The organism is Amycolatopsis sp. NPDC049868 (assembly GCF_044461365.1).
In the GTDB taxonomy this organism is placed as follows: domain Bacteria; phylum Actinomycetota; class Actinomycetes; order Mycobacteriales; family Pseudonocardiaceae; genus Amycolatopsis.
Genome location: NZ_JBITKV010000002.1, coordinates 938,999 through 955,317, shown reverse-complemented (window position 1 = coordinate 955,317; position 16,319 = coordinate 938,999). Strand labels below are relative to the sequence as shown.

General features: G+C 68.2%; 16 protein-coding genes. 9 read left to right on the top strand and 7 right to left on the bottom strand.

Going from position 1 to position 16,319, the window contains the following annotated elements; translation table 11 throughout:
- Window positions 1-7: 7 nt before the first annotated feature.
- From ACIBTM_RS12825 to ACIBTM_RS12815, 3 genes are all read right to left on the bottom strand, one after another.
- Window positions 8-388, bottom strand: a complete 381-nt coding sequence (locus tag ACIBTM_RS12825; RefSeq protein WP_395876644.1) for a hypothetical protein — start codon at window positions 386-388, stop codon at window positions 8-10.
- Window positions 389-821: 433 nt separating this feature from the next.
- On the bottom strand, window positions 822-1,715 hold the full coding sequence (locus tag ACIBTM_RS12820; protein ID WP_395876643.1) for a class I fructose-bisphosphate aldolase: 894 nt from the start codon (window positions 1,713-1,715) through the stop codon (window positions 822-824).
- Window positions 1,624-2,247, bottom strand: a complete 624-nt coding sequence (locus tag ACIBTM_RS12815; protein WP_395876642.1) for a GNAT family N-acetyltransferase — start codon at window positions 2,245-2,247, stop codon at window positions 1,624-1,626. Before ACIBTM_RS12815 ends, ACIBTM_RS12820 begins: the two co-directional genes overlap by 92 nt.
- Window positions 2,248-2,379: 132 nt before the next feature.
- On the opposite strand from ACIBTM_RS12815, the gene ACIBTM_RS12810 reads away from it, so the two are divergent.
- Genes ACIBTM_RS12810 through ACIBTM_RS12775 form a run of 8 tightly spaced genes read left to right on the top strand, consistent with a single transcriptional unit; the run spans window position 2,380 to window position 10,223 of the window.
- Window positions 2,380-2,637, top strand: a complete 258-nt coding sequence (locus ACIBTM_RS12810) for a PLD nuclease N-terminal domain-containing protein (protein ID WP_395876641.1) — start codon at window positions 2,380-2,382, stop codon at window positions 2,635-2,637.
- Between the two features lie 19 nt (window positions 2,638-2,656).
- Window positions 2,657-4,405 (top strand): acetate--CoA ligase, encoded by a 1,749-nt coding sequence (gene acsA / locus ACIBTM_RS12805; RefSeq protein WP_395876640.1) that lies wholly within the window; start codon window positions 2,657-2,659, stop codon window positions 4,403-4,405.
- The gene (pdhA, locus tag ACIBTM_RS12800) at window positions 4,402-5,391 is read left to right on the top strand and encodes a pyruvate dehydrogenase (acetyl-transferring) E1 component subunit alpha (RefSeq protein ID WP_395876639.1); all 990 of its coding nucleotides are present in this window, start codon (window positions 4,402-4,404) and stop codon (window positions 5,389-5,391) included. Before acsA ends, pdhA begins: the two co-directional genes overlap by 4 nt.
- Window positions 5,388-6,362, top strand: coding sequence for an alpha-ketoacid dehydrogenase subunit beta (locus tag ACIBTM_RS12795; RefSeq protein ID WP_395876638.1), 975 nt, complete (start codon window positions 5,388-5,390; stop codon window positions 6,360-6,362). The genes pdhA and ACIBTM_RS12795 overlap by 4 nt, the downstream gene beginning before the upstream one ends.
- A 1-nt stretch (window position 6,363) precedes the next feature.
- Window positions 6,364-7,614: a dihydrolipoamide acetyltransferase family protein gene (locus ACIBTM_RS12790; RefSeq protein ID WP_395876637.1), complete on the top strand. Its 1,251-nt coding sequence runs from the start codon at window positions 6,364-6,366 to the stop codon at window positions 7,612-7,614.
- Window positions 7,611-7,865, top strand: coding sequence for a phosphopantetheine-binding protein (locus ACIBTM_RS12785; protein WP_395876636.1), 255 nt, complete (start codon window positions 7,611-7,613; stop codon window positions 7,863-7,865). The genes ACIBTM_RS12790 and ACIBTM_RS12785 overlap by 4 nt, the downstream gene beginning before the upstream one ends.
- A gap of 2 nt (window positions 7,866-7,867) precedes the next feature.
- On the top strand, window positions 7,868-9,319 hold the full coding sequence (locus ACIBTM_RS12780; protein WP_395876635.1) for a glycosyltransferase: 1,452 nt from the start codon (window positions 7,868-7,870) through the stop codon (window positions 9,317-9,319).
- The gene (locus tag ACIBTM_RS12775) at window positions 9,291-10,223 is read left to right on the top strand and encodes a DUF4931 domain-containing protein (protein WP_395876634.1); all 933 of its coding nucleotides are present in this window, start codon (window positions 9,291-9,293) and stop codon (window positions 10,221-10,223) included. The genes ACIBTM_RS12780 and ACIBTM_RS12775 overlap by 29 nt, the downstream gene beginning before the upstream one ends.
- On the opposite strand, the gene ACIBTM_RS12770 is transcribed toward ACIBTM_RS12775, so the two are convergent.
- From ACIBTM_RS12770 to ACIBTM_RS12760, 3 genes are read right to left on the bottom strand one after another with little or no spacing between them, the layout of a single operon-like run.
- Window positions 10,224-11,036 carry a universal stress protein gene (locus ACIBTM_RS12770; RefSeq protein ID WP_395876633.1) on the bottom strand — a complete coding sequence of 271 codons (813 nt, stop codon included), beginning with the start codon at window positions 11,034-11,036 and terminating at the stop codon, window positions 10,224-10,226.
- Window positions 11,036-12,409 (bottom strand): MBL fold metallo-hydrolase RNA specificity domain-containing protein, encoded by a 1,374-nt coding sequence (locus tag ACIBTM_RS12765; protein WP_395876632.1) that lies wholly within the window; start codon window positions 12,407-12,409, stop codon window positions 11,036-11,038. The genes ACIBTM_RS12770 and ACIBTM_RS12765 overlap by 1 nt, the downstream gene beginning before the upstream one ends.
- A 23-nt stretch (window positions 12,410-12,432) precedes the next feature.
- Window positions 12,433-13,413, bottom strand: coding sequence for an Acg family FMN-binding oxidoreductase (locus ACIBTM_RS12760; RefSeq protein WP_395876631.1), 981 nt, complete (start codon window positions 13,411-13,413; stop codon window positions 12,433-12,435).
- A 467-nt stretch (window positions 13,414-13,880) separates the two neighbouring features.
- Here ACIBTM_RS12760 and ACIBTM_RS12755 point away from each other — a divergent pair, with 467 nt between their 5' ends.
- The gene (locus ACIBTM_RS12755; protein ID WP_395876630.1) at window positions 13,881-14,543 is read left to right on the top strand and encodes a response regulator; all 663 of its coding nucleotides are present in this window, start codon (window positions 13,881-13,883) and stop codon (window positions 14,541-14,543) included.
- On the opposite strand, the gene ACIBTM_RS12750 is transcribed toward ACIBTM_RS12755, so the two are convergent.
- The gene (locus tag ACIBTM_RS12750) at window positions 14,537-16,261 is read right to left on the bottom strand and encodes a GAF domain-containing protein (RefSeq protein ID WP_395876629.1); all 1,725 of its coding nucleotides are present in this window, start codon (window positions 16,259-16,261) and stop codon (window positions 14,537-14,539) included. The two genes, ACIBTM_RS12755 and ACIBTM_RS12750, sit on opposite strands and share 7 nt — an antisense overlap.
- Window positions 16,262-16,319 lie beyond the last annotated feature (58 nt).

The following is a 16,319-nucleotide window of genomic DNA, read 5'->3' as shown; positions in this document are numbered from 1 at the left end:
GGCCGGCTCAGCCTTCGGACAAGTCGGCTTCCGGCGGGTACACCCAAGTGATGCCCAGCGACCCCAGGCCGCGAGCGATCAGATCCTGCCGGACTTCGTGTGTGGTGCATCCGCCGTAGACCAGATGCGTCAGCCGCGTCCTCTTCGAGCCGCGGATGGGCTCGGCCATCAAGCTGAGCACGCCCTCACCGCACAGGTGATGTTCGACGTGCTCGTGCGGCCCCGCGTACTCGGCTTCGATCATGGCCTCGTATTCGCCGCGGCCGTTCGCGGTCAGCGTCGCGTACAGCTCATCGACCAATACCTTCACCTGGGGCAAATGATCCCGGTGATGGGTGATCAGGGTGGACCGCCGCCAGCTGCCGTCGTCATGCGATCTCCGGGACACGGACTTTCTCCCTCGTCTCGCGATACACGCAGACCTTCCCGACCACCGTGGCACGGGACTCTGCGTCTCGGAAAGGGACCTTCGCGAGGAAGCGGCGTACCGAAGGTCCTCTTCCCGGCGACGGCCATGAGCGGCCAGGGCAGTGGTCGCGGGCGGACCTGTGGTGGGGTGAAGGCTCCCTTCGCGGCATTAGACGCCACGAAGGGAGCCTTCGCCCCGGCCGCTCACCCGCGCCGACCACCTCACCGCCGGCGCCCGTGTCGTGAAAGCCACTTTCGCGACGCCTGATGTCCCGAAAGTGGCTTTCGCGACACGCTCGACAGGCGGAAGCGCGCGGTGACCCTCTATGTCACGTTTGCCTTACCCCTCAATAACCCTCATCAGCACTCACGACCCCCTCGGCAAATCGAACATGTCACGGTCCCGGTAGCCGTCAGGCCGACGGGTACTTCGCCAGGATGTCCCGGAGCGCCGCGACGAACCGCAGCGATTCGTCGTGCTCCCGCTGCCAGACATTCCGTCCGAAGATCAGCCCGGTCGCCCCGGCTTCCATCGATTCCCGCGCCTTCTCCAGCATCGCCTCGTCCCCCGCCCTCGTCCCGCCCGAGACGAGCACCAGCGTCCGGTTCGCCGAGCGCACCACGGCGTCGATGGCCTGCTGCGAGGTGAACTCCTCTTCATACGCCGCAGGGACTCCGGCGCGTTTCTCCGGATGCGGGAAGTTCACCTTGACCACGTCCGCGCCGAGTTCCGAAGCGGTCCGCGCGGCATAGTCGACCGCGTAGAAGGAATCCTTGCCGCCCTTGGCTTCGATCGCCTCACCGCGCGGATAGGCCCAGACGATCAAGGGCATGCCGAGCCGATGGGCGTCGTCCCGCACACGCCTGTACTGCTCGAAATCCGCTTCTTGCGCGGGAGTACCGACGTACAGGGTGTATCCGACGGCGTCGGCACCGAGCCGGACAGCGTCTTCGACGGAGGCGTTGACCGGCGACAAGGCCCTCGCGTCGGACGGGATGTCCGTCTTCCCGTTCAGCTTGAGCACGAGGGGCACCTCGCCCGCGTAGTCCCAGTAGAACTTCTCGGCGAGACCGATCTGCACGACGATCCCGTTGAAACCGCCTTCGACGGCGAGTTTCACTATGTAGCGAGGGTCGCTCGCCACGGGGTTCGCGGCGAAGTCCCGCGGGCCGTGTTCGAGGCCCTGGTCGTACGGCAGGAAGAAGGCCGTTCCGTTACCCAGGCCGTACTGCCTCAGAATTCGGTGCAGCCTGGTCTTCTTGCCCGTGTTCACTCCGAGTTCCGCCAGGTTCGGGCGAGTCGCCATGTGCGTTCTCCCTTTCTTCCGGTTCAGGACTGAGGCGAAGCAGGGCGTCCGCGAGCCCGGCCGCGATCTGACGCCGCGCGCCTGCCAGGTCAAGCAAGTCCGACACGGGCCGGTTGTCGGCCAGATAAGTCGCGGTGAATCTGTCGAACCCGTGCTCCACAGCGGCTTTCGCGAGCTCGAGCACCAAGGCGGTGGCCAATCCGACGCGCCGCCAACCGGGTTCGACCGCCACCGCGATCTCGGCGACGCCTGGCTCTTTCGTCGCTTCGTACCGGGCGATCGCCACACCATGGCCGGATTCGTCACGAGCGACGAGCGCGTACCTGCGATCGAAGTCGAGCTCGGTCAGATAGGCCAGCAGCCGGGGTGTCACCCGCGGCGGCGGGCCGCAGAACCGGCGGTACAACGTTTCCCGGTCCGCATGGGAGATGGCCTCGCCGAGTTCCCCGGCGTCGCCGGGTACCAGCCTGGCGACGTCGACCACCCGCCCATCGGCCAGTTTCACCCGCGTGGCAGCGGACTCTTCACCCATACCAGGAGAGTAGGCAGCCAAACCCCGTCGACGCTGAGGTCGAACAGTCCGCTTCGCAGGGACCAACGACCCTCGCCGCCGCCCGGGCCGTTGGCCCACCCTCGAACGAACCCGGAGCCGAGGGAGCACGTCATGCGGAAAACGTCCAGCGCCGGTCACAAACCCAATCCGGGGATACTCGGATTTCTCATCGGGGTACAGGTCACTCTCGCCGCCATCGCGTGGACCGACCTGGCACTCCGGCCGTCGACCGAGGTCCGGGGCCCCAAACGACGATGGGCCTTGATCATCGCGATCAATTTCGCCGGGCCGCTCGCCTACCTCACCTGGGGCAGGCGGCCGGTCGATCCGGCGACCCATGTCGTCGAGCAGCCGCGCCAGGCCTCGTGATGCCGGCCGGGAGGCAGTCGTGAAATGGACGCCCATCACCCAGGCGACCACCCGATCGAACCTGGGGAACTACGAATGCGCCCGAGGGGACTTCACTTGGGAAGGCGCGAGCAAGTCCCTCGACGGGCTGCCGGACGGGCGAGGGCTCAACATCGCCCACGAGGCCTTGGACCGCCATGTGACCGGGCGGACCGCGCTGCGCTGGCTTGATCGCCGGGATCGGGTCCGTGAGTTCTCCTACGCCGACCTCACAGCGCTCACGAACAGGTTCGCCAATCTGCTCGCCGGGCTCGGAGTAGGCCGGGGTGAGCGGGTTTTCACCCTTCTCGGCAGGGTTCCAGAGCTCTATGTCGCGACGCTGGGCGCGCTCAAGGCGGGCTGTGTCCTGTCGCCGTTGTTCTCCGCGTTCGGCCCCGAACCCGTTTCGCAGCGGATCCGGCTGGGTGAATGTGCCGTCCTGGTGACCTCTCCGGAGTTGTATCGGCGGAAGGTGCGCCCGCTCCGAACGCGGCTCCCTTCGCTGCGGCACGTGCTGCTCACCGGAAGTGAGGCCGAGCCCGGCACCATCGCGCTGGACGAGGCGATGGCGGCGACGGGAACCGATTTCGAGATCGCCCCGACCGCTCCGGAGGATCCGGCTCTGCTGCATTTCACCAGTGGAACCACTGGGGCCCCGAAGGGAGCGCTGCACGCGCACGCCGCGGTCCTCGCTCACCTCGTCACCGCCCGCTATGCCCTCGACCTGCGCCAGGACGACACGTTCTGGTGCACCGCCGATCCGGGCTGGGTCACCGGCATGTCCTATGGCGTGATAGCCCCGCTCTGCCTCGGTGCGACACTCGTCAGCGACGAGGGCGAGTTCGACGCGCGACGCTGGTATCGCGTCCTTTCTTCGCAGCGCGTCACGAACTGGTACACCGCTCCGACCGCGCTGCGCATGCTGATGCGCGAAGGAGACGGCCTCGCCAAGGACTTCGACCTGTCGGCGCTGCGGTTCATCGCGAGCGTCGGAGAACCGCTGAACCCCGAGGTCGTGCTCTGGGGCCGGGACACGCTGGGCCTGCCCGTCCACGACAACTGGTGGCAGACGGAGACGGGCGCGATCATGATCGCCAACTTCGCGGGCGAGGAGATCCGGCCCGGATCGATGGGGCGGCCACTTCCGGGCATCGAGGCGGGCCTGCTCCGGCGCGGCGACAACGGCCGGGCGGAGGTCACCGCGGGGCGGGTCCAGGAGATCACCGAGCCGGGCGTCGAAGGCGAACTCGCGCTCCGGCCCGGCTGGCCGTCGCAGTTCCGCGCCTACTGGAACGAACCCGCCCGGTACGAAAAGGCCTTCGCCGACGGGTGGTATCTCACCGGAGACGTCGCGCGGCGGGATGCCGACGGCTACTACTGGTTCGTCGGCCGGGCCGACGACGTCATCGAATCTGCGGGGCATCTCGTCGGGCCTTTCGAAGTGGAGAGCGCGCTGCTGGCCCATCCGGCGGTGGCCGAGGCGGGCGTGATCGGGAAACCCGATCCGGTCGCCGGCGAGCTGGTCAAGGCCTACGTCTCGCTCAAACCGGGCTACCTGCCCACCGAAGAGCTGCGCCTCGAACTCCTCGTGTTCTCCCGCAAGGCCCTCGGCGCGGTGGCTCCCAAGGAGATCGTCTTCGATCCTCGTCTCCCGCATACGCGCAGCGGCAAGGTCATGCGCCGCCTGCTCAAAGCCCGCGAACTCGGCCTTCCCGAGGGCGACGTGTCCACTTTGGAGGGATCCGGATGAGCAGGCGGCGTACGGCGAGCGCCTCGCGCGCGGGAAAGAGGTACGAGCTTCTCCGCCAGATGATCCGGATCAGGCGGTTCGAAGAACGCTGCGTCGAGCTGTACAGCGCGGGCGCCATCCGCGGGTTCATGCACCTGTACATCGGTGAAGAGGCCGTGGCCGCGGGCATCCTGCAGGCCGTCGCCGCCGAAGACCAGGTCGTGTCCACCTATCGCGAACACGGGCACGCGCTGGCACGGGGGCTGCCCATGGCGGCCGTGCTCGCCGAGATGTACGGGCGCACCACAGGATGCAGCGGTGGCCGCGGCGGCTCGATGCATCTGTTCGACGCCGGGCGCAGGTTCTACGGTGGCAACGCCATCGTCGCCGGCGGACTGCCGGTGGCCGTGGGCCTGGCCCTCGCGGACCGGCTGCGCTCCAGGCAGCAGGCCACGGTCTGCCTGTTCGGAGACGGCGCGGTCGCGGAGGGCGAGTTCCACGAATGCCTGAATCTCGCCGCCCTGTGGCGGTTGCCGGTCCTGTTCTGTTGCGAGAACAACCTGTACGCGATGGGAACCGCGATCGAGCAGGCCCAGGCGGAAACCGATCTCGCGGTCAGGGCCGCCTCGTACGGGATGCCTTCCTGGCCGGTGGACGGCATGGACGTGGTCGCGGTCGCCGAAGCCGCCGAACAAGCGCTGGCGAGCGTCCGGAACGGTGCCGGGCCGAGCTTCCTCGAACTGCGCACTTATCGTTTCCGCGCCCACTCCATGTACGACCCGGACCGCTATCGGGACAAATCCGAGGTCGAGCAGTGGAAACAACGGGATCCGATCGACCGGATGACCACACTGATGCGTGCGGACCACGAACTGACCGACCGCGCACTGGCCTCGCTCGAGTCCGAAGTGGCCGAAGAGATCCAAGAAGCGATCGATGCCGCGGAAGCGGGGCCTCTCGAAGCCGTCGAAAACCTCACGCGGTTCGTTTATTCGGAGCGACCATGACGAAGACGACCTATCGCGAAGCCCTGCGGGAAGGCATCCGCGAAGCGCTCAAGGAAGACGAGCGGGTCTTCCTCATGGGAGAAGACGTCGGCCGGTACGGTGGCTGCTTCGGCGTGAGCCTCGGTCTGTTGGAGGAATTCGGGCCCGAACGGATTCGTGACACACCTTTGTCCGAGTCGGCCTTCGTCGGGGCCGGGATCGGGGCCGCGCTCGGCGGCCTGCGTCCGATCGTCGAGATCATGACCGTCAATTTCAGCCTGCTCGCCCTCGATCAGATCATGAACAACGCGGCCACCCTGCTGCACATGTCCGGCGGGGCGCTCAACGTCCCGCTCGTGATCCGGATGACCACCGGCGCCGGCCGTCAGCTCGCCGCCCAGCATTCTCACAGCCTGGAAGGGTGGTATTCGCACATACCCGGGCTCAAGGTGATCACTCCGGCGACGGTGGAGGACGCCCGGGGAATGCTGCTGACCGCGTTACGCGATCCCGATCCAGTCCTGCTTTTCGAACACGGTTCGCTGTACAACGTGTCGGACGACCTCGCCGAAGGTGCCGGAGCCGTCGACATCGATCACGCGGCCATCCGGCGAAGCGGCGGCGACCTCACGATCACCGCGTACGGAGGCACGCTCCGGACGGCTCTGGCCGCGGCGGACGAGCTCGCAGCACAGGGGGTCGCCGCCGAGGTGATCGACCTCCGGGTTCTCCGGCCGCTCGACGAGTCCGCCATCCTTTCCTCGGTCGCCCGGACCCACCGGCTGGTCGTCGTCGACGAAGGCTGGCGCAGCGGAAGCCTGTCGGCGGAGATCGCGGCCCGGGTCGCGGAAAAGGCGCTCTACGAGCTGGACGCGCCGATCGAGCGGGTGTGCACCGCCGAGGTGCCGATTCCCTACGCGAAGCAACTCGAAGACGCCGCACTCCCCCAGGCGGCCGACGTCGTGGCGGCGGCGAAACGGGTGATGTGCTGACATGGCGGACTTCCTGATGCCCTCGTTGGGCGCGGACATGGACACCGGCACCGTCATCGAATGGCTGGTGGCACCGGGTGACGCCGTACAACGCGGTGACATCGTCGCGGTCGTCGACACCGCCAAGGCGGCGATCGAGGTCGAATGCTTCACCTCGGGGACCGTCGAAGAGATCCTTGTACCGCCGGGGAAGACCGTTCCGGTGGGCACACCGCTGGCGCGTATTTCCGCCACCGGACCGTCCACCACACCACGGAAGCCCGTGCCGCCGCCCGCACCGCGGAAGAAGGCACCGGCCGAGCTGGCGAGTCCTCCGGCCCGCGTCTTCGCGTCGCAGATCGGTGTCGACCTGAGCGCGGTACACGGCACAGGCCGTGACGGCCGGATCACCCGGGCCGATGTCGAACGCGCCAGGCCACCCCGCCGGCGGACGACGACAAGTGCCCGCCGGGTCGCGATCTCGCCCTATGCCCGGAGGCTCGCGGAAGAACGACGGATCGTCTGGGGATCGCTGGTCCCCAGCACGCGCGATGGTGTCCTTCACGCTCGTGACATCCCCGCGGCGGGCGAGTCCGGCCACACGTCCGATCCGGTGGCACTGCGTCAGGCGATCGCCGGTCTCATGGCCCGCTCCAAACGGGAGATCCCGCATTACTACCTCTCGACGACGATCGACTTGGAACCGGCCACAGATTGGTTGCGCGAGCACAATCTCGGCGTCCCCGTGCCCGAGCGGATCGTGCCGGCCGCTCTGCTGCTCAAGGCGGTCGCCGTCGCCGCCGCACGGGTGCCCGAGCTCAACGGCCACTGGATCGACGACGCGTTCCGGCCCGCTGAAAAGGTTCATCTCGGGGTCGCCGTCGCCCTGCGCGGAGGCGGCCTCGTCGCCCCCGCGATCGCCGAGGCCGACCGGCTCCCGCTGCCGGACCTGATGCGACGGCTGCGCGACCTGGTGGCCAGGGCTCGTTCAGGTTCGCTCCGCGCGGCCGAAGTGACGACCGCGACGATCACGGTCACCGATCTCGGGGACAACGGCGTGGAATCCGTCCACGGTGTCATCCATCCTCCGCAGGTGGCGCTCGCCGGCTTCGGCGCGATCGGACGGCGGCCCTGGGTGCACGGCGACCACGTCGCCGTGCGCACGCTCGTCACCGCGACGCTCTCCGCCGATCATCGGGCGACCGACGGAGCCACCGGCGCCAAGTTCCTCAAGACGATCACCACGTTGCTGCAGAAACCGGAGGACCTATGACCAGGCCACTCACCGAAGAGCGGGTGCGCATGGCGATCCGCTCCGCGTTGAAGGGATTCGCCACCGAATCCGATCTGGCGTCCCTCGATCCCGGAGAGAATCTTCGAGCGGCGCTCGAACTCGACTCCCTGGACTTCTTGACCTTCGTCGAGCGCCTCTCCCTCGATCTCGCGACGAGGATCGAAGAGAGCGACTACGGCGAACTGGCCACAATGGACTCGGCGACCGAGTTCCTGCTGTCGCGGAGCTGACCATGCTCCAGACGGTGGATGTGGGAGAACTGTCGATCGAGTCGTACCGGTCCGTCGTACCCGACCAGATCCTGGACCCTTTGCTGGAGACCGCACGTGACCTGCGTGGCGCACGGGTCCTGCATCTGAGCGCCACACCGTATGGCGGCGGGGTTTCCGAACTCCTGCGCTCCGCCGTACCGCTGTACAACGATCTCGGCATCACGACCACTTGGAAGATCATCGGCGGGAACCCGCCGTTCTTCGCGGTCACCAAGAAGCTGCACAACGCGCTCCAGGGCGAGTCCAGGCGGCCCATCACCCAAGACGATCGGAACCTCTACGAGCGAACCGCCGAGACGAACGCGGACGAGCTGCGCGCCGATCCCCAATTCGCCGGATACGACTTCGTCTTCGTGCACGATCCCCAGCCGTCCGCCGTCCTGTCCTACACCGGCAAAGGGGGCGCGTCCTGGATTTGGCGCTGCCATATCGACACTTCGGCGCCTTCACCCGACGCGTGGGAATACCTCAGGTCCTTCGTCTCCGGTTACGACGCGACCGTCTTCACCATGTCCCAGTTCGTCCCGCCGGATCTCGCCCCCGAACGGGTCGACATCATCCCACCGGCGATAGACCCCTTGAGCCCCAAGAACATGTCGCTCGACGATCGCACGGCGCACGCGGTTCTCAACTGGATCGGCATCGAACCCGATCGCCCGCTCATCACCCAGGTCTCCAGATTCGATCCGTGGAAGGACCCGCTCGGCGTCATCGAAGCGTTCCGGATCGCGAGGAGACGGACGCCGGGCCTGCAGCTGGCACTCGTCGGTTCGATGGCATTGGACGATCCCGAGGCGTGGGAGGTGTACCGCGCCATCAGCGCGGAAAGCGAACACGATCCGGCCATTCATCTCTTCACCAATCTCACCGGGGTCGGCAACATCGAGGTGAACGCCTTTCAGCGTGTTTCGACGGTGATGGTCCAGAAGTCCATCCGTGAAGGCTTCGGTCTCGTGGTCTCCGAAGCGCTCTGGAAAGGCACCCCGGTCGTGGCGGGCGCGACCGGCGGAATCCCACTGCAGATGGCGGACGACGCGGGTGGTCTGCTCGTCGATTCGATCGCGGGCTGCGCGGACGCGATCGGCGCCCTGCTCGCCGATCCGGCGGGTGCGGCGGCGCTGGGCGCGGCGGGCAAGGAGCGGGTGCGACGTCATTTCCTCCTCCCCCGGTTGCTCCTGGACGAACTGACCCTGGTCAGAGGCATCGGCCGCGGCGTCGCCCCGGCCGATCTCACCACCGTCGGCGACCACCGGGACCCGGTCTGCGGAATGGCGACCTACACCGCCGACCGTGCCCTCACCACCGAAGCCGGCGGGCAGACGTTCCGCTTCTGTTCGCGGCGCTGCCAGGAGATCTTCGCCCGGACCAGGAAGGAGCCCGCCGATGACGACACAGCGGTGGCACGCCGGTGAGCTACGCCAGGATCCGCTCACCGGCGACTGGACGGTGCTCGCACCCGGACGCGCGGACCGCCCGCACGGCGCGGAAGGGCCCTGTCCGTTCTGCCCCGGCCCGGGTGAAGACACACCGCCGGAGACCTGGCGGCTGCACGATCCGGAGCTCGACGAGTGGCGAGTGCGGTCGGTGCCCAACCGCCATCCGCTGTCCGACCGGCACGAGGTGATCATCGAGTCACCACGCCACGACTGGGATTTTCCTACCGCGACCGACACGGAGGTCGAAGCCGTACTACGGGCATGGCAATGGCGGCATCTGGCACTGCGCAAGAACTCCGCGCAGGTGGTCGTCTTCCGCAACCACGGCGTCCAGGCCGGTTGTTCGCGCCCGCACCCGCATTCCCAGCTCGTCGGTCTGCCGGTGCTCTCGTCGGCGGCGCGACGGGGTCTCGAACTGTCGCGCGAGCACCACCGCCGTGGCGGACGCCGGTACTCGGACGACCAGCTCGACATCGCCCTGGAAATGGGCACCCGCGTCGTGCTCATCAACCCGCTTTGCGTCGCACTGACCCCCTTCGCGCCCGTCACGGCCTTCGAAACGCGGATCGTCCCGCGCGTTTCCCGCGCCGACTTCGCCGTGGTTCCGGACACAGAGCTCGCCGGCGTGGCTCAGGCCTTGCGGCAGGTGCTTCGCGCGCTGCACGAGGCGCTCGGCGATCCGGCGTACAACCTCGTCGTGGAAACCGCGCCGACCGGGTGGGAACAGGCCGCGTTCCTGTCCTGGTCCATCCGTGTCCTGCCTCGGCTGGAGATCGCCGCGGGCCTGGAACTGGCCACCGGGATCCCGGTGGTCACCACTACTCCCGAACACGCGGCGTCGGTCTTGCGGGACAGGATCAGCGTCCACCACCGGGTGTGATCACCGCGGCGACCGGCCCGCCGCGGGGATGACCGCGACCGGGCACCGCGCGCGCTCCAGTACCTCGTGACTGGTGATGCCCAGAATCGGGCGGCTGCCGAGGCGCCTGCCGTGCGAACCGATCACGATCAGGCCGGCGTCGCCCCCTTCTCCGAGCAGCCCGGCCGCCCGGTCACGGTTCCGGACGAGCTGAGGCCGGATTTCGATCTTCGGCCAGACGTCCGCGGTCACCCGCACACGGGCGTCGAGCAGCTTCGCCGCGGCACTCTCGGCCTCGTGGTCGTACCAGACCAAGACCGGCGTCAACGGACGGTCGCGCCGGGCGGCGCATTCCGCCGCGAACGCCAACGCCGCGTCGCCCGAGGGGGAATCGTCTACACCCACCACGATGTCGCCGGGTGGGAAGGGGGCCGGATGGACGACGACCACGGGGGCACCCGATCTCGCGGCGACGGCCCGGACCACACCGCCGAGGAAGGCCTGCCCCCGGCCGCCGGCCCCCACCACGACCAGCGCGCTCGCCGCCGAACGCTCGATCAGCTTCTCGGCCGGGTCACCGGGTTCGGCGGTACAGCACCGGGGCGGCTCGGACGACACCCGCGCGGCGGCCGCCGACGCGTCGTGGAGACAACGCTCGCCGAACGCCATCGCCCGTGCCGAACCGGGTCCGTACACCCAGAGGATCTCCAAGCCGATTCGACGCAGCGCCGCCTCCTCGGCGGCCCATCTCACCGCCGCGATCGCCGCCACGGAGCCGTCCACCCCGACGAGCACGGGCTTCGCCTTCGCTGGGTAAATGTCCGTCCCGTCCATCAGATCAGCACCCGCTCCCGGTCACGGGGGACGACGGCCTGCCAGTCGTGTTCGGTACGGAGCCGTTCGGCGACCGCCTCGGCGCCTTCAGGCTCGCCGTGCACGAGGTAAGTGGTCTTCGGCGGGGTTCCCGTGGTGGCCCATCGCAGCAGTTCGTCGGCGTCGGCGTGGGCGCTGAAGGCGTCGAGCTGGACGACATCGGCACGGACGGTCGTGTACCGGCCGTGGATCTTGATCTGCCGGGCTCCGTTCGCTAGACCGCGGGCACGGGTGCCGGCGGCGGCGTAACCGACGATGAGCACCGTATGCCGATGGTCGGGCAGCATATGTTCCAGATGGTGCAGGACCCGGCCTCCGCTTGCCATCCCGGAAGCGGAGATGATGATCGAAGGCATCCTCGGCGCGTTGACCCGCATGGATTCCTCGACGGTCCGCAGTTCCGTCAGGGAACGCGGTGCCAACGGATCATGACCGGCGAGTTCGGGCCGGATCTCCGGCCAGCGATCACGGAACGCTTCGCGATAGACCCGCAACGCGGCCAAAGCCATCGGGCTGTCCACGTACACCGGCAGGTCGGGGATGGTGTGCGAGCGCATGAGTTTCGCGAGCGCGGTCAGTACCACTTCGGTCCGGTCGACGGCGAACGCCGGGATGAGAACGCTCCCACCACGCTTGGCCGTTCGCTTGATGACTTCACCGAGCCGGTCCATGGCGCCGGTGTCGTGGTGGACACGGGAGCCGTAGGTGGATTCGAGCACCAGCGCGTCGCACGACGGCCTCGGCGACGGTGGCCGCAGCAGACTGTGGGCCGGGCGGCCGAGATCGCCGCTGAACACGACATCGCGGCCATCGGACCGCAGGTGCGCCCACGCCGATCCGAGGATGTGACCGGCCTGGCCGAAGCGCAGTGTCATGTCCTTGGCCACCATCGTCTCGGCACCGTATTCCAGCTCCTGGAGGAGGCCGATGGCTTTCCGCGCGTCCTTCGCGTCGTAGAGGGGCAAGGCGGGCCGGTGTTTCGACCAGCCGTATTTGTTGGCGTGCGCTGCTTCTTCGGTCATGAGGTGGGCGCTGTCCTCGAGAACGATGGGAACGAGGGCCGCGGTGCCCGGCGTCGCGTACACCGGCCCGCGCCAGCCGGAGCGCACCAGAACCGGCAGGTACCCGCAGTGATCCAGATGAGCGTGGGTGATCACCACCGCGTCGAGTTCGGTCAGCGAGCGCGGCAACGGCACCCAGTTCCGGCGGCGCAGGTCGGCGAGGCCCTGGAACAGCCCGCAGTCGACCAGTACCCGGGACCCGGGGCTCTCCACCAGGTATTTGCTGCCGGTCACGGTGCCGGCTCCGCCATGGAAGGTCAGCGCGACGGCCACGATGACACCTTTCTCGTGGAGGCTCAGAATCCGTTGCCGAGGACTTCGTCGACCGCTCGGCGGGGGCTCGGCGGCACCAGTCCGGTGGGGTAACCGAACCGCATCAGCGCCTGCGGGAACCCGGGAAGCTCCAGGTCTTCCGTCAGCCCGCTGCGTACTTCCGGCAGGTGCAACGGCTGGGTCAGCACCGAACCGGCGAGTCCGTCGTCGACCGCGTCGAGCCACGTGTCCTGCAGCGCGTGTCCCGCGTGCAGATGGTCGTACTTCCCGTCGTCGGTGGTGAGGAACACGAGCAGGGTCTCCCCCGCGAGCCGTCGCTGGAGCACGCGATGGTCGGGAATGGCCGTGACCGGGCGCACGAGGCCCGCCCAGGGAAGCGAGCCGGCCGGAAGGGTGCTCGCGGCCAGCCCCACACCGTGACGGTGGTAGCGCTCGTCCCGGATCGTCCACAACGCCAGCTCCCGCTGGTAGGCCTGATCGTGCTGATACGCCTCGGCGGCGAATTCGAGCAGATCCGCGACGTGGGCGAGTTCGAGTTCGTCATGGATCAGCCGGGCCTCGACCCCGCTTTCGGCCGCGGCGGCGATCAGGTCCCCGATCTTCTCCCGGGAGACCCGGCGGCCGGAGAACGGGTGGCGGTAGCTGCCTCTCCGGGCGATCGCCGAGTACCGGTGCAAATCCACATCCGACGGCGCCGAGCGCCCGGTGGTCTGGATCGCGGCGACCACGTCGGGCTCGTCCGCCTCCGGGAACATGCGCGTGACCGAGTCGTAGCCGAGCACTCTGACCCCCAGCTCCACGGTGGCGAGCGCGGCGCCGCACGAGATCAGCCGGTCACGCCCCCGGGTGTCGTGCTCGGGCAGTTCCAGGTCACGGCGCTCACGCAGGAGAAGCCGCTCTCTGTCCAACTCGAGCCGCCACGGCTGGGTGTTGTGCACGGAGGGCGCCCGCAGCAACGTCCTCGCCAGTACCTCGGTCTCAGCCCTCGTCCACCCGTTCTCCATGTGCCCCGTCCTCGGTTGTCCTTCGATCGAGTTCCACGATGCACCGGTCGCGTAGGGAGGCAGCAGGTACCGATGGCTCCGGTCCGAGGGACCAAGTGCCCGGCATGGGCCTGGCCAGTGGCCTGCGCCGGAAGTTCGCGGAGTGGTCGGGAAGCGGCGTTTCGGGCCAGGTCCGTGAAGGCCTCCTTGCCTACCCTGAAGGTAGGGAAGGCCCCCTTCCCTCGGCTCAGCCGAGGGAACTCGACCTTGCCAAGTACATGAAGGCCCCCTTCCTTGCGCCTACGTACAGGAAGGAGGCCTTCATGTACTTCAGCTGCCAACGCGGGTCCCCGAGGCCAGAGGAGGTCACGCGACACTAGGGCCCAAGGTCCCTGGTCGTTAGGACGTCTAGGCGGATGTGCCCGCCGAAGTACGCGGGTACCGTCGATCGAGCGGTCGGGACCCCGCAGCGCACCAGGAGGGAAGAGATGGCGACCAAGGTGTTCCTCGTGGACGACCACGAGATCGTCCGGCGAGGCTTGGCGGACCTGCTCGGGAGTGAACCCGACATCGAGATCGCCGGTGAAGCCGCGTCGGTCTCCGAGGCGCTCGCCCGCATCCCGAAGAGCGACGCGGACATCGCCGTGCTCGACGTCCGCCTTCCCGACGGAACCGGCATCGAACTCTGCCGGGACCTGCTCTCCACCGAGCCGGATCTACGGTGCCTGATGCTCACCTCGTACGCCGATGACGAGGCGCTCCTCACCGCCATCATGGCCGGGGCGTCGGGGTTCGTCCTCAAACAGGTACTCGGCAACGACCTGGTGTCGGCGATCCGCACCATCGCGAGCGGCGGTTCGCTGCTCGACAGCCGGACCACCGCCGCGCTGATGAACCGCATCCGGCGTGAACGCGACCAGAACGACGCGACCGCCGCCTTGTCCGAGCAGGAACGCACCGTCTTCGAGCTGATCGGCGAGGGCCTGACCAACCGCGAGATCGGCGAGCGGATGTTCCTCGCCGAAAAGACCGTGAAGAACTACGTCTCCCGGATCCTGGCGAAGCTCGGTATGCAGCGCCGGACGCAGGCCGCCGTACTCGCGTCCGAACTCAAACGCACCGCGGCGCCCCCGTTGTTCGGCGATCACTGACCCAGCGGGACCCGCCAGAGCACTCGTGCGCCACCGCCCTCACGGTCGCCGAACTCCGCTTCCCCACCGCAGCGCTTGGCCCGGTCGGCGAGGTTCGCCAACCCGCTGCGACGGCCTGTTTTCGGGATGCCGATGCCGTTGTCGGCCACTTCGATGACCAGCTCGCGGTCGGCCTCGACGGTGATGGTGATCTCGTCCGCCCCGGAATGCCGGACCGCGTTGCTCAGCGCTTCGCGGACCACCGCTTCGGCGTGTTCGTGCAAGGCCTGCGCCACGAGCGTGTCGACGGCGCCGGCGATCCGGACGGAGGGGGTGACCGTGCTTTCGGTCGTCAGTTCCGTGATCGCGTCCAGGAGACGGCGGCGCAGGCTCCTCGACGCGTCCGAGCCCGAGGTGTGCAGGTCGAAGATCGACGTCCTGATCTCGCGGACCGTGCGATCCAGCTGTTCCACCGCCTGCGTGACCCGGTCGCGCGCGAACGCGTCGGGTACGCGGGGAACGATGCTCTGCAGGCTCATCCCGGTGGCGAACATCCGCTGGATGACGTGATCGTGCAGGTCTTGAGCGATCCGGTCCCGGTCCGCGAGAACGTCCAGGAGCCGCTGGTTGCGCTGTTTCTCCCCGAACTCCAGCGCCACCGCTGTCTGGTCGGCGAACGACGAGAGCATCGGGATCTGATCGGGTTTGTACTGCGCGGAGCCTTTGTCCCTTCCGGCGATGAGAACCCCGCCGACACCGGAAGCGCTGTTCAGCGGGATCACGGCGGCGGGCCCGAGACCGTCGAAGGCGGGTTCGGGCTGTCCAGGGGAGACCGCGCTCAGGTCCGGGACGAGCGTGGGCCTGCCGGAATCGAGCACTTCGTCGATGGCCGGATGCCCGCCCACCAGCGCCGTACCCGCGACCGCGGCCGCCCTCTCCCCCGCGACGACGCTCACGGTCAGCGGTTGCCCGATATCCGTGTTGACGAGCATCAGGACCTGATCGGCCACGGAGAGTTCACGAACCCTGGCCGCGATCAGATTCAACGTAGCGTCGACCGAGGCACCCCCGAGGAGTTCGGCATTGACCTCCGCGACCGCTTCGAGCCACCGCTCCCTCGTCCGTGATCGTTCGAACAACCGGGCGTTGTCGATGGCCACCCCGGCGGCCGCGGCCAACGCCTGCAGGACCACCTCGTCGTCGGCGGTGAATTCGGCGGCGCCCTGTTTCTCCGTCAGGTAGAGGTTGCCGAAAACCTCGTCCCGGACACGAACCGGGACCCCCAGGAAGCTGTGCATGGGCGGATGATTCGCCGGAAACCCGACCGAGGCCGGGTGCATGCTCAGATCCGAGACCCGGACGGGGTGCGGCTCGGCGATGAGCAGGCCGAGCAGGCCTCTCCCCTCGGGCAGATGGCCCATCTGAGCCCTGGTTTCCGCGTCGATGCCCTCGTAGACGAACTGCGAGAGCCCGTCCTCGTCACCGAGCACACCGAGCGCGCCGTATCGGGCGTCGACCAGCTCGACGGCCGCCTGCACGATCCTCTGCAGGGTCGAGTCGAGCTCGAGCCCGGTGGCCACGGCCAGCACCGCGTCGAGCAGGCCCTGGAGCCGGTCCCGTGTCTTGATGATCTCCGACAGCCGTTCCTGGACCTCGTGCAGCAGCTCGTCGAGACGCAATCCGGTCAGCACGGCCGCACTCGGCGGCGCTTCGTCGGCCTTGCTCGGCTCCGACGGCATTCTGCTGCTCCTCCCGGATCGGCACAGGGGCTTGTCACATTTCGCCCCTGACCGTTCC